We start from the raw sequence: 12996 nt of genomic DNA on the forward strand, positions 1-12996 counted from the left end.
GATACCAATCAGCCCCGATCCGTTTCCCTGAGTTACAATGCGCGCCACCGTGATTCTGCCAACAGGTGCGCCATGCAGCCCTACGCTATTGCCCCCTCCATTCTCTCTGCCGATTTCGCCCGTCTGGGCGAGGACGTCGACAAGGTTCTGGCCGCGGGTGCCGACATCGTTCACTTCGATGTCATGGACAACCACTACGTACCCAACCTGACCATTGGCCCGATGGTCTGCACCGCACTGCGCAAGTACGGCGTGACCGCGCCAATCGACGTGCACCTGATGGTCAGCCCGGTCGACCGCATCATCGGCGACTTCATCGAGGCCGGCGCCACCTACATCACCTTCCACCCGGAAGCCTCGCAGCACATCGACCGTTCGCTGCAACTGATCAAGGATGGCGGCTGCAAGGCCGGCCTGGTGTTCAACCCGGCCACCAGCCTGGACGCCCTGAAGTACGTGATGGACAAGGTCGACATGGTCCTGCTGATGAGCGTCAACCCAGGCTTCGGCGGGCAGAAGTTCATCCCCGGTACCCTCGACAAGCTGCGTGAAGCCCGCGCGCTGATCGACGCCAGCGGCCGCGATATCCGCCTGGAGATCGATGGTGGCGTCAACGTCAATAACATCCGCGAAATCGCCGCCGCTGGCGCTGACACCTTCGTGGCCGGCTCGGCGATCTTCAACGCCCCGGACTACCAGGAAGTCATCGCCAAGATGCGCTCCGAACTGGCCCAGGCCCGCCCATGAGTGGCTTCGAGCAGCTGTTCCCGGGGACGCTGCCCAGGCTGGTGATGTTCGATCTGGACGGTACCCTGATCGACTCGGTACCCGACCTGGCTGCCGCCGTGGACCGCATGCTGCTCGAACTGGGGCGCCCGCCCGCCGGCCTTGAGGCCGTGCGCCACTGGGTTGGCAACGGCGCCCAGGTGCTGGTGCGCCGCGCCCTGGCCGGTGGCATCGAGCATGATGCCGTGGACGATGCGCTGGCGGAAAAGGGCCTGGCGCTGTTCATGGATGCCTATGCCCAAAGCCATGAGCTCACCGTGCTCTACCCTGGGGTGAAGGACACCCTGCGCTGGCTGCAGAAGCAAGGCGTGGAAATGGCGCTGATCACCAACAAGCCGGAGCGTTTCGTCGCGCCATTGCTCGACCAGATGAAGATCGGCCGCTATTTCCGCTGGATCATCGGCGGCGATACCTTGCCGCAGAAAAAGCCCGACCCGGCAGCGTTGCTGTTCGTCATGCAGATGGCCGGTGTCAGCCCGCAGCAGTCGCTGTTTGTCGGCGATTCGCGCAGCGATGTGCTGGCGGCCAGGGCGGCCGGCGTGCAATGCGTGGGCCTCACCTACGGCTACAATCATGGCCGGCCGATCACCGAGGAGTCCCCCAGCCTGGTGATCGACGACCTGCGCGCACTGCTGCCCGGTTGCGCAGACCCGGCCACTGGGATAACGTTGGCGGACCTTCAAGCCTCCCAAGACAGAGAGTCCACCGTGGCGGTCACTGGCAAATTCTGGATGAAAGTCATCAAGGCCCTGGCCCGTTGGCGCTGGCGCGCCTGACTTATGCCCGCCGGCGCCTGCCGGCCCGTCCGCTTGCCCGACCCCATTGCTGCTTGCCACGAGGCTACCCATGACCCGCGAAGAATTCCTGCGCCTGGCCGCTACCGGCTACAACCGCATCCCTTTGGCCTGTGAAACCCTGGCCGACTTCGACACGCCGCTGTCGATCTACCTGAAGCTGGCCGACCAAGCCAACTCCTACCTGCTCGAGTCCGTGCAGGGCGGCGAAAAGTGGGGCCGTTACTCGATGATCGGCCTGCCGTCGCGCACCGTGATGCGCGTGCATGGCTACCACGTGAGCATCCTGCAGGATGGCTTGGAAGTGGAAAGCCACGATGTCGAGGACCCGCTGGCCTTTGTCGAAAGCTTCAAGGACCGCTACAAGGTCGCCGACATCCCTGGCTTGCCGCGTTTCAACGGCGGCCTGGTCGGCTACTTCGGCTATGACTGCGTGCGCTATGTCGAGAAGCGCCTGGGTGACAGTCCAAACCCGGACCCGCTGGGCGTGCCGGACATCCTGCTGATGGTTTCCGACGCGGTGGTGGTGTTCGACAACCTGGCGGGCAAGATGCACGCCATCGTGCTGGTCGACCCGGCAGAAGAGCAGGCCTTCGAGCAAGGCCAGGCACGCCTGCAACGCCTGCTGGAGAAACTGCGTCAGCCCATCACCCCTCGCCGTGGCCTGGACCTGAGCGGGCCGATGGCTGCCGAGCCGGAATTCCGTTCCAGCTACACCCGTGATGACTACGAGAACGCGGTGGGCCGTATCAAGGAATACATCCTGGCCGGTGACTGCATGCAGGTCGTGCCGTCGCAGCGCATGTCGATCGACTTCAAGGCTGCCCCCATCGACCTGTACCGCGCGCTGCGCTGCTTCAACCCGACGCCGTACATGTACTTCTTCAATTTCGGCGACTTCCATGTGGTCGGCAGCTCGCCGGAAGTGCTGGTGCGGGTGGAAGACAACCTGGTCACCGTGCGCCCGATTGCCGGAACCCGCCCGCGTGGAGCTACCGAGGAGGCCGACCGTGCTCTGGAAGACGACCTTCTTTCGGACGACAAAGAGATCGCCGAGCACCTGATGCTCATAGACCTGGGCCGCAACGACGTGGGCCGGGTGTCCTCGACCGGTAGCGTGCGCCTGACCGAGAAGATGGTGATCGAGCGCTACTCGAACGTGATGCACATTGTGTCCAACGTGACCGGCCAACTGCGTGAAGGCCTGACCGCGATGGATGCGCTGCGGGCAATCCTGCCGGCGGGTACCTTGTCGGGCGCGCCGAAGATTCGCGCGATGGAGATCATCGACGAGCTGGAGCCAGTCAAGCGTGGCGTTTACGGTGGTGCGGTCGGTTACTTCGCCTGGAACGGCAACATGGATACCGCGATTGCCATCCGTACTGCGGTGATCAAGGACGGCGAACTGCACGTGCAGGCTGGTGGCGGCATCGTTGCCGACTCGGTGCCGGCGCTGGAGTGGGAAGAGACCATCAATAAGCGCCGGGCAATGTTCCGTGCCGTGGCGCTGGCTGAGCAGACTACCGCCAAGTAAATCGATTGGGGCCGCAAAGCGGCCCCAATGTTTTAGAAGTCCACGCTGACTCCAAGGCTGACACCTTGCTGAGTCAACTCATCACTCTTGCGCCAGTTATAGTTCCCGCGCAGATGCACCCCCGCCATGAGCTCATGAGTCACCCCCAGGCTCGCCCGAGTCAGATCACTGTGCGGCGTATACCCGGTCAACGTGAAGTCATTCGCTGGCAAAGTGGTCAGGTGCAAGGTCACATCCTGCTGGTCATCCTCGAATTCATGCTCCTGCGCCACCTCGGCGAATAGCCGGGTGCTCGGCAGTACCTGTACGCTGCCTAGCAGCCCAACGCCCAGGCGCCGTGAAGTCCGCTCCTGGTCATCGACGCCCAGTGCTGTCGAGCGCCCGCTTTTCTCGTCATAGCCATCGACCTTCACCCGCGCATAATCGGCACTGATAAACGGTGCCAGTTGCCAGCGACTGCTGTCGGCCGCCAGGTTGTAGCCCAGCCGGGCCGTCACGGCCCAGGCCTCGCCATCGGTGTCGCCCTTCTCGCTGCGGTCGTTGACGCCAAGCGCAAAGGTGCGCTTGAGGTCGTGGTAATCCAGATGGCCGGCGCTCAGTGCGGCGTCGGCCCACCAGCGGTCTTGACGAAACTGGGCGAAGGCGCTGGCCAGGTAGCTGTCGAGCTTGTAGTCCGAGTCTTGTTCACCGGCCTCCAGCTTCTGCCGGTACACGCCACCGGCAAGGCCCAGGCGCCAGGCATCATTGAGCCGGTAACTGCCGCCCAAGGTCAGGTTGTAGCCGTGCCCGTCAGCGCTGGCCGCACTGTGCTGGTCATCGAAGTCCAGATCCTGCCCGCCAGTGCTGACGAAGGCCTGCCATTGGCCCACTGCCTGCCAGGGTGTCTGCCACTGGTTGCGCAGTTCGTCCTGGTGCGCGCGGAGGCTGGCGTGGGCCATTTCCGGCAGCAAGGTCAGCTCCCAAGGGGCGGAAATGATCGAGTAGGCGTAATCCGCGATCAGTTGCTGCCCGGCGATGGTCGGGTGTACCGAGTCGTTGAACAGCAGTTTGGTCGGGTCTGGTGTTATGCCGTTGATGCCATATACCGGGTTTTGCACGCATCCTTCGCCGCTGTAGCAGGTGCCAACAAGGTTCTGGCCGGTGGCCAGACCGAACTGACTGGGGCTGGCCAACGCCTCGCTCAGCAGCACAGGAATGTTCAGGGGGATGATTTCGGCATCGACCTGCCTCAGTTGGCTGAGCAGCGACTGGTTAAACGCGCTGGACAGCTGCGACAGCGGGTTCTGCTGTGGCGTACCGCTGAAGTTGGGGGTCTGCCCCAGGTCGGGCAGCAGCCAGACCACGATGTAACGGGCGCCGCCTTGCTGCAGGGCCTGGGCGCTAGCTGCCAGGCGGCCTCCGGCGGCCACGGCGTCGGCAGGGCTGTTTATCTGGCCCTGAAGAAAATCATTGCCGCCACCGGTCAGGTAGTAAAGGGCATTGGGGTCGGCGCGCAGGCCGTTGGCCAGGTAGCCTGGCTTTTCTCGCAATACCTGCCCGGCGCCGGGGCGCCCTGGCGGGATGATCGTCTCGGACGTGGTGGTGATCGAATCCAGAATCTGCTGGGTGGTGTAGCCACCGACCGCCCAGTTGTTGCCATCGGCAAGTCCCAGTGCCTGGTTGACGGGGGAGGTGGAAGGGCCCAGCTCTGTCGGGCTCACACCCAACCGCCCGCCCAGGATCATCGGCGACACCGGGGCATAGTTGCCATTGGCATCGCGGTTGGTGAAGCGCGCGCCACCAAACTGCCCGGCATCACTGAGGCTGTCGCCAAACACGATCAGGGTGGAGTAGGGCGAGGGGGCGGCGAAGGCCTGGCTGCAAGCCAAGGCCAATGAGGCAAAGGTAAAGCGCAACAACGGTGCTTTTCGCATCAGAGAACATCCTTTTCTTTATTTTTATCAGGACAACCCGATCGACCTTAGCAAATTGCCGCGCATCCCTCCCAAGTCCATTCGTTTCCCCGTGTTTACGGGCATATTGCGCCCGCCGCCCCGGTAGGCTACTGTGCGTGCAAGTATGAGCGAGACCTATCCTGTGTTGATCGTCAGCAAACTCTTGATGCGCGTTATCAAGGCCCACGCCCGTTGGCGTTGGCGCGCCTGACTTTATCTCCTGCCGGCCCGTCCGGCCCGCCCCCGTTTGCCTTCCTGTCCGTTTAGCGACCGCCCCTCGTGGCAAAGCCGTGCCCATGGCCGGTGTAGGAAGGTTCGTTTTTTGAAGTCAGTAGATTCAAGAGGTTTAGCCCGATGTTACTGATGATCGACAATTACGACTCATTCACTTACAACGTCGTTCAGTACCTTGGCGAGCTGGGTGCCGAGGTCAAGGTCATTCGCAATGATGAAATGACCATCGCCGAAATCGAAGCCCTCAACCCCGAGCGCATCGTTGTTTCCCCAGGCCCGTGCACGCCGAGCGAAGCTGGCGTGTCCATCGAAGCCATCCTGCATTTTGCCGGCAAGCTGCCGATCCTCGGCGTTTGCCTGGGTCATCAGTCCATCGGCCAGGCCTTTGGCGGTGATGTGGTGCGTGCCCGTCAGGTCATGCACGGCAAGACCAGCCCTGTGCACCACCGCGACCTGGGCGTGTTCGCCGAACTCAACAACCCGCTCACGGTGACCCGTTACCACTCCTTGGTAGTCAAGCGCGAAACCCTGCCGGACTGCCTGGAAGTCACCGCCTGGACTGCCCATGAAGACGGTTCGGTCGACGAGATCATGGGCCTGCGACACAAGACTCTGAACATCGAAGGGGTACAGTTCCACCCCGAGTCCATCCTCACCGAGCAGGGCCACGAGCTGTTCGCCAACTTCCTCAAGCAGACCGGCGGCCGCCGCTAAGGATCGACCATGGATATCAAGAGTGCATTGAGCCGCATCGTCGGCCACCTGGACCTCAGCACTGATGAAATGCGTGATGTCATGCGCCAGATCATGACCGGCCAGTGCAGCGAAGCGCAGATCGGCGCCTTCCTGATGGGCATGCGCATGAAGAGCGAGAGCATCGACGAGATCGTCGGCGCGGTCTCGGTGATGCGCGAGCTGGCAGACAAGGTCGAACTGAAAAACCTTGATGGCGTGGTCGACATCGTCGGTACAGGTGGTGATGGCGCCAATATTTTCAACGTTTCCACCGCGTCGTCGTTCGTCCTCGCTGCCGCTGGCTGCACCGTGGCCAAGCATGGCAACCGCGCGGTATCGGGCAAGAGCGGCAGCGCCGACCTGCTGGAAGCCGCTGGCATCTACCTTAACCTGACCCCGACCCAGGTCGCCCGCTGCATCGATAGCCTGGGGATTGGCTTCATGTTCGCCCAGAGCCATCACAGCGCCATGAAATATGCCGCTGGCCCGCGTCGTGATTTGGGGCTGCGTACCCTGTTCAACATGCTCGGCCCGCTTACGAATCCGGCCGGTGTGAAGCACCAGGTAGTCGGCGTGTTCACCCAGGCGCTGTGCCGTCCACTGGCCGAGGTGCTGCAGCGCCTGGGCAGCAAGCATGTGCTGGTGGTGCATTCGAAGGATGGTCTGGACGAATTCAGCCTGGCCGCGCCAACCTTTGTTGCCGAGCTGAAGAACGACGAGATCACTGAGTATTGGGTCGAACCCGAAGACCTCGGCATGAAGAGCCAGAGCTTGCATGGCCTGGCGGTGGAAAACCCACAGGCGTCGCTGGAGCTGATCCGCGATGCCCTGGGCCGGCGCAAGACCGAAAACGGCCAGAAGGCCGCCGAAATGATCGTGCTCAATGCCGGCGCGGCCCTGTATGCCGCTGACCATGCCATGAGCCTGAAAACTGGCGTGGAACTGGCCCACGATGTACTGCACACCGGGCTGGCCTGGGAAAAACTGCAGGAACTGGGCGCCTTTACTGCAGTATTCAAGGTGGAGAACGAAGCATGAGTGTGCCGACGGTGCTGGAAAGGATCATCGCCCGCAAGTTCCAGGAAGTGGCCGAACGCAGCGCGCGCGTCAGCCTTGCCGAACTGGAGCGCCTGGCCAAGGCAGCCGACGCCCCGCGTGGCTTTGCCAATGCGCTGATCGCGCAGGCCAAGCGCAAGCAGCCGGCGGTAATCGCCGAAATCAAGAAGGCTTCGCCAAGCAAAGGCGTGATCCGCGAAAACTTCGTGCCGGCAGACATCGCCGTCAGCTACGAGAAAGGTGGGGCGACCTGCCTGTCGGTGCTGACCGATGTGGATTACTTCCAGGGCGCAGACGAGTACCTGCAGCAGGCTCGCGCGGCTGTTTCGCTGCCGGTTATCCGCAAGGATTTCATGGTCGACTCGTATCAGATCGTCGAGGCCCGTGCCCTGGGTGCTGACTGCGTGCTATTGATCGTGTCGGCGCTGGATGATGTGAAGATGGCGGAGCTGGCTTCGGTGGCCAAGGATGTCGGCCTCGACGTGCTGGTCGAGGTGCATGACGGCGATGAGCTGGAGCGTGCGCTGAAAACCCTGGATACGCCGCTGGTGGGGGTGAACAACCGTAACCTGCACACCTTCGAAGTCAGCCTGGAAACCACCCTCGACCTGCTGCCACGCATTCCACGAGACCGTCTGGCGATTACCGAGAGCGGAATTCTCAACCGCGCCGATGTCGAGCTGATGGAGATCAACGAGGTCTACTCGTTCCTGGTCGGTGAGGCGTTCATGCGCGCCCCGCAGCCGGGGCTGGAATTGCAGCGGTTGTTCTTCCCGGAACAGGTGAAGAAGACTGTTCAGCCTCTGGACTGATCAAAATCGAAGCCGGCTTTATGCCGGCTTTTTTGTACGCCTGTTACGGCCCACTCGCGGGCTTGCCTGCGAAGAGACCGGTAAACCCAACATCAAAGGTGGATCAATGACCGATCAACCCCTGGCCCTCACCGTCGAACAGGGCCTGCATGCCGAGCAGGAGCTGCTGGCTGCTGTGTGCCGCGGCGAGCGCGATTGCGGCGTGCTGTTCTGGCGTCCCACCGATCACGCCCTGGTCATGCCGCGCCGCATGAGCCGCCTGGACAACTTCGAAGCAGCCTGTTCGGAACTGGCGGTTGCCGGCTGGCCGGTCCTGCTGCGTGAAACCGGTGGCGAGCCGGTTCCGCAGTCGCAAGCGACGGTGAATGTTGCGCTGGTTTACGTGGCGCCGCGCAGCGAAGGCGATCATGGCCGTATCGAAAGCGCCTACGAACGCCTGTGCCTGCCATTGTGCGATGTATTGCGCGAGTGGGGTGGCGTCGCTTCGGTGGGTGAAATCGACGGTGCCTTCTGCGACGGCCGTTACAACGTCAACCTCAACGGCCGCAAACTGGTCGGCACGGCCCAGCGCTGGCGCCAGGGTCTGGGTGGCAAACGCCCGGTGGTGCTGGTGCATGGCGCGCTGCTGCTGGACAACGAGCGCGAATCGATGGTCGCGGCGGTCAACCGCTTCAATGAATGCTGTGACCTTGAGCAGCGCTGTCGCGCCGACAGCCATATCGCCCTGCACGAAGTTGCGCCCGAGGCGCCCTGGTTCGAGCGCCTGTCCGTGGCCTACCGCGACGTGCTGGCGGCGCTGCCCAAGGATTAACGGGTGCCGTACACCACCATGGTCTTGCCCTTGACCTGTACCAGGCTGCGTTCTTCGAGGTCCTTGAGGACGCGGCCGACCATCTCCCGTGAGCAACCGACGATTCTGCCGATTTCCTGACGGGTGATCTTGATCTGCATGCCGTCCGGGTGGGTCATGGCGTCCGGTTGCTTGCACAGGTCGAGCAGGCAACGGGCGACGCGGCCGGTAACGTCGAAGAAGGCCAGGTCGCCGACCTTGCGCGTGGTGTTGCGCAGGCGTTGGGCCATCTGGCTGCCCAGGGCGTAGAGAATCTCCGGGTCCTGGCGGGCCAGTTCGCGGAACTTGTCGTAGCTGATCTCTGCTACTTCGCACTCGGTCTTGGCGCGTACCCAGGCGCTGCGCTGTTGCTCGCCGCCTGCCGGTTCGAACAGGCCTAGCTCGCCGAAGAAGTCGCCATTGTTGAGGTAAGCGATGATCATCTCGTGGCCTTCGTCGTCTTCGATCAGGATGGTGACCGAGCCTTTGATGATGAACGACAACGTTTCGGCAGGGTCACCGGCGCAGATGATGTTGCTTTTGGCGGTGTAGCGGCGGCGCTGGCAGTGAACCAGCAGCTTGTCGATGTTCTTGATCTTGGCGGGTAGGGCTGAGGCAACCATCACGAAATCCTGTTCGATGCGAGGCATAGGCTCTTGTTAGGCCTTGTCTGACGCGACGCGCCAGTCAATTGGCGCCAGCTTATCAGACAGCGCTGGAAAATTTGACACTAAAGCGACTCGCATTGAGCTTTTCCGACAGGCATACAAGGCTTAAGCTGACACCCTTTTGCGAAATCCAGGAGTACGGACAGATGAAGGCACGCATCCAGTGGGCCGGTGAAGCGATGTTCCTCGGTGAATCGGGGAGCGGCCACGTGGTGGTGATGGACGGCCCACCCGAAGCCGGTGGCCGCAACCTGGGCGTGCGCCCGATGGAAATGCTCCTGCTCGGCCTCGGTGGCTGCAGCAGCTTCGACGTGGTGAGCATCCTGAAGAAGTCGCGCCAGGCGGTGGAAAGCTGCGAAGCGTTCCTGGAAGCCGACCGTGCCAGTGAAGACCCGAAGGTGTTCACCAAGATCCACATGAACTTTGTGGTCAAAGGCCGTGGGCTGAAAGAGGCTCAGGTCAAGCGTGCGGTGGAGCTGTCGGCAGAGAAGTATTGCTCGGCGTCGATCATGCTTGAGCGTGCCGGCGTTGAAATTACCCATGGCTACGAAATCGTAGAGTTGGGCTGACTTCGAGATTTTGGGGCTGCACAGCAGCCCCGGCGATTTCCAGTCAGTCGCGCAGGGCCGGAAGGGCGACCAACAACCATTCCGGCAAGCTGCTTCTGAGCGCCTGGCTCAACTGCTCCCGCCGCTTCTGATATCCCAACCCCAAGCCAATCACCGCCAGCCCGATCAAAGTCAGCGCCACCGGGAACAGCAGCGATTCGGCAAACACTTCGTAAGACAGATACCCCAGATAAGCCGCCACCCCCAACGCTCCGAAGACCATGAACACCGGCCGGCGCAACAGCACCGCCATGCCCATCAGGCCCAGGTTGATCAGGCAATACAGCGCTTTGCCCAGTTCGCTGTCGCTGTCCATCATCGTCAGCCCACCCCAGAATGCCGCCAGGCCGGCCAGGTAGCCCCAATGGGCGAAGTCCTGGCGGGTACGACCGTCGATAGCCAGGAACACCAGCAGCAAACCGAGCCCGAACCACAGCGACACCGTGCGCCGCTGTTCCCAGGAGAAGGGCGAGCCAAATACCCATTCGCTCAGATCCATGGACATGAACCACAGGGCTACGGCAATTGGCATCACTACGAAGGGGTAGGGGATCAGGCGCAGCATCAGCAGCCCGGCAACCACTGTGGCGGCCTCCATCAGCAGCCAACCGCCCTGCACGTAGGTGTAGTACTGGTGGTAGTCCGCTTGTGCATCATCCAGTGGCCACCAGCCCGTCAGGCGTTCGATGGCGAACACGACCAACGGCACGATGCTGACCGCGACGGCGGCCAGTACACCGGCGGCAACCGGTTGCTTGCGCTTTTGCAGGTTGAGGGCGAACGACGTGAGGAGGACGATATAAAGCGTGGCGACTGCCAGTAAGGCGCCATCGCCAATACTCATCCAGGCTTTGGTGAGCAGCCAGCCCATCGCCCCCATGATAAGCAGTGCGCCGAAGTAGAAGGCGACATGGGCAAGCTGGAAACTGCCACGGGTGGGCGGTTGCCGGCGCAGAAACGCCAGCAAGGCCTGATCCTGGCCTGGCTGGAGAATGCCGGCTTGAACGGCGCGCGCCAGGTCCTTGGCGTCGATACGGTCCGTCATGGGTGCGCCCTTGTCAGATGCGGTAGGTGCTTTTGGTCATGACCTTGGCCAGCAGGCTCATGCCGAAACGCACCGGCATCGGGAAGCGATAGCCGCCAGCTTCGAGTGCTGACTCGGCGTGCTGCTCTTCATCCATGCGCATCTGTTCGAGGATGGCGCGGGATTTCTCGTCTTCCTGCGGCAGCTGTTCCAGGTGTTCGTCCAGGTGCTTGCACACCTGATGCTCGGTGGCGGCGACGAAACCAAGGCTGACTTTGTCGCTGACCAGGCCGGCGAGGGCGCCGATGCCGAACGACATGCCGTAGAACAGTGGGTTGAGCACGCTCGGGTGGCTGCCCAGCTGGCGGATGCGCTGTTCGCACCAGGCCAGGTGGTCGATTTCTTCCTCGGCGGCATGCTCCATGGCCTTGCGCACTTGCGGCAGCTTGGCGGTCAGGGCCTGGCCCTGATACAGCGCCTGGGCGCAGACTTCGCCGGTGTGGTTGATACGCATGAGCCCGGCAATGTGGCGGGTCTGGTCGTCGTCCAGCTCAGCATCCGGTTGGATGATCGCCGGCGATGGGCGGGATGGTTGGCCGCTGAAGGGCAGCAAGGTGCGCATGGCGGTATCGGCCTGCAGCAACAAGCGGTCGAGCGGCGAGTAGTGACGTTCGGTGGCCATCGGGCACCTCCGCTTAAGTGATGCCCGACAGTTTACCTCAATCGCTTGGGAGGAGCTTGCCTTGGGTCAGCCCGGTGGCCAGTGCATCTGGCGCTGGCCAAGCACGTGCATGTGGATGTGGTAGACGGTCTGGCCACCTTTCGGGTTGCAGTTCATGACCACGCGGAAGCCTTCTTCGCAACCTTGCTCGACCGCCAGGCGTTGTGCGGTGAACAGGATATGGCCGGCCAGGGCCTTGTCCTCTTCGGTCAGGTCGTTGAGGGTGCGGATGTGTTTCTTCGGGATGACCAGAAAATGTACCGGCGCCGCTGGGGCGATGTCCTTGAAGGCCAGGATCTGGTCATCTTCATAGATGATATCCGCCGGGATTTCCCGGTTGATGATTTTGAGGAATAGATCGTCCACAGCACGTGCTCCATGGTGAGTGTCGGCCGAGTGTACTCAGCCGGGCGCCACTCGCCCAGAGGCTATTCCATGCCGACCGGGCAGTAACGGCGGTGGATGAAGCCGGCCAGCTTGCGCGTCAGCCAGCGCGGCAGCAGGCGCGGAGCGAAGGCCAGCCAGCGATTGCGGCGTACCGGCATGATCACTGCGCGATTTTTGGCCAGTGCGCGCACGGTATACAGCGCCACTTCTTCAGGGCTCAGGCAACGGGTGTTGCCTTCAAGCCTGGGGATGCGTCGGCGCGCCGAGCGTACCGGGCCGGGGCAGAGTACCGATACCTTGATGCCAGCGGGCTTGAGCTCTTCGCGCAGCGCTTCGCTGAAATTCATCACATAGGCCTTGCTGGCGGCATAGGTGGCCATGCCCGGCCCCGGGGCGACGGCGGCCAGGCCGGCGACGTTGAGGATCTGCCCGCCACCTTGCACCGCCATCAGGTTGCCAATGGCGTGGCACAGGCGGCTCAGGGCGAGGATGTTGACCTCCAGCAGGTCCTGCTCGTCGGCCCATTCGTGCGCCAGGAACGGGCCATAGGTGCGCTGGCCGGCGCAGTTGACCAACAGGTCGATGCGTCGTTCGCCTTCTTCCAGTTCCAGCACGAAACCGGACAGCCGCAGGGGCTGGCTGAGGTCGCAGGCGCGCAGCAGCACTTCGACGCCGAAGCGTTGGGCCAGTTCGAGCGCTATCGGCTCCAGCGTTTCTCGATGGCGTGCCACCAGGATCAGGTTGCGCCCGCGCCGTGCCAGGGCTTCCGCCAGGGCCAGGCCCAGGCCGCTGGAAGCTCCGGTAATCATGGCGTAACGGGTCATGCAAGGCTCCTGGGGGCTGAAGAGGGCGCCTAGTGTACAGCCTGGCCAGG

14 protein-coding genes are annotated in these 12996 nt (G+C 62.7%); 8 read left to right on the forward strand and 6 right to left on the reverse strand.

All coding sequences use genetic code 11. The annotated features are described in order from the left end of the window. Positions 1-72 precede the first annotated feature (72 nt). From rpe to trpE, 3 genes are all read left to right on the forward strand, one after another. A complete protein-coding gene (rpe, locus tag BGP85_RS15515; RefSeq protein WP_103448738.1) occupies positions 73-747 on the forward strand; it encodes a ribulose-phosphate 3-epimerase in 675 nt (224 codons plus the stop codon). Next, positions 744-1562, forward strand: coding sequence for a phosphoglycolate phosphatase (locus BGP85_RS15520; RefSeq protein WP_103448739.1), 819 nt, complete (start codon positions 744-746; stop codon positions 1560-1562). The genes rpe and BGP85_RS15520 overlap by 4 nt, the downstream gene beginning before the upstream one ends. Before the next feature lie 70 nt (positions 1563-1632). Beyond that, the gene (gene trpE, locus BGP85_RS15525) at positions 1633-3114 is read left to right on the forward strand and encodes an anthranilate synthase component I (protein ID WP_103448740.1); all 1482 of its coding nucleotides are present in this window, start codon (positions 1633-1635) and stop codon (positions 3112-3114) included. A 32-nt stretch (positions 3115-3146) separates the two neighbouring features. Here trpE and estP read toward each other — a convergent pair whose 3' ends face one another. Beyond that, positions 3147-5027, reverse strand: coding sequence for an esterase EstP (gene estP / locus BGP85_RS15530; RefSeq protein WP_103448741.1), 1881 nt, complete (start codon positions 5025-5027; stop codon positions 3147-3149). A gap of 375 nt (positions 5028-5402) precedes the next feature. Between estP and BGP85_RS15535 the strand changes: the two genes are divergently transcribed. The 4 genes from BGP85_RS15535 to BGP85_RS15550 all read left to right on the forward strand — a co-directional run bounded on the left by BGP85_RS15535 (position 5403) and on the right by BGP85_RS15550 (position 8696). Then, positions 5403-5996: an aminodeoxychorismate/anthranilate synthase component II gene (locus BGP85_RS15535; RefSeq protein WP_054885201.1), complete on the forward strand. Its 594-nt coding sequence runs from the start codon at positions 5403-5405 to the stop codon at positions 5994-5996. Positions 5997-6005: 9 nt separating this feature from the next. Further along, entirely contained in the window at positions 6006-7055 is a 1050-nt protein-coding gene (gene trpD / locus BGP85_RS15540) for an anthranilate phosphoribosyltransferase (RefSeq protein WP_103448742.1), read from the forward strand. Continuing rightward, the gene (trpC, locus tag BGP85_RS15545) at positions 7052-7885 is read left to right on the forward strand and encodes an indole-3-glycerol phosphate synthase TrpC (RefSeq protein ID WP_103448743.1); all 834 of its coding nucleotides are present in this window, start codon (positions 7052-7054) and stop codon (positions 7883-7885) included. Before trpD ends, trpC begins: the two co-directional genes overlap by 4 nt. 106 nt (positions 7886-7991) lie before the next feature. Continuing rightward, on the forward strand, positions 7992-8696 hold the full coding sequence (locus BGP85_RS15550; protein WP_103448744.1) for a lipoate--protein ligase family protein: 705 nt from the start codon (positions 7992-7994) through the stop codon (positions 8694-8696). Here the strand turns inward: BGP85_RS15550 and crp are convergent. Continuing rightward, positions 8693-9337 carry a cAMP-activated global transcriptional regulator CRP gene (gene crp / locus BGP85_RS15555; RefSeq protein ID WP_103449863.1) on the reverse strand — a complete coding sequence of 215 codons (645 nt, stop codon included), beginning with the start codon at positions 9335-9337 and terminating at the stop codon, positions 8693-8695. The genes BGP85_RS15550 and crp overlap by 4 nt on opposite strands. A 191-nt stretch (positions 9338-9528) precedes the next feature. Between crp and BGP85_RS15560 the strand changes: the two genes are divergently transcribed. Further along, positions 9529-9951, forward strand: coding sequence for an OsmC family protein (locus BGP85_RS15560; RefSeq protein WP_060482851.1), 423 nt, complete (start codon positions 9529-9531; stop codon positions 9949-9951). 43 nt (positions 9952-9994) lie between these two features. Here BGP85_RS15560 and BGP85_RS15565 read toward each other — a convergent pair whose 3' ends face one another. From BGP85_RS15565 to BGP85_RS15580, 4 genes are all read right to left on the reverse strand, one after another. Next, positions 9995-11035, reverse strand: coding sequence for a DUF2157 domain-containing protein (locus BGP85_RS15565; protein WP_103448745.1), 1041 nt, complete (start codon positions 11033-11035; stop codon positions 9995-9997). 13 nt (positions 11036-11048) lie between these two features. Beyond that, the gene (gene coq7, locus BGP85_RS15570; protein WP_103448746.1) at positions 11049-11696 is read right to left on the reverse strand and encodes a 2-polyprenyl-3-methyl-6-methoxy-1,4-benzoquinone monooxygenase; all 648 of its coding nucleotides are present in this window, start codon (positions 11694-11696) and stop codon (positions 11049-11051) included. A 66-nt stretch (positions 11697-11762) separates the two neighbouring features. Then, positions 11763-12101, reverse strand: a complete 339-nt coding sequence (locus BGP85_RS15575) for a histidine triad nucleotide-binding protein (RefSeq protein ID WP_011531867.1) — start codon at positions 12099-12101, stop codon at positions 11763-11765. A gap of 62 nt (positions 12102-12163) precedes the next feature. Beyond that, positions 12164-12946, reverse strand: coding sequence for an SDR family NAD(P)-dependent oxidoreductase (locus BGP85_RS15580; RefSeq protein ID WP_103448747.1), 783 nt, complete (start codon positions 12944-12946; stop codon positions 12164-12166). Positions 12947-12996 lie beyond the last annotated feature (50 nt).

Source organism: Pseudomonas putida (assembly GCF_002906855.1).
Classification (GTDB): Bacteria; Pseudomonadota; Gammaproteobacteria; order Pseudomonadales; family Pseudomonadaceae; genus Aquipseudomonas; species Aquipseudomonas putida_N.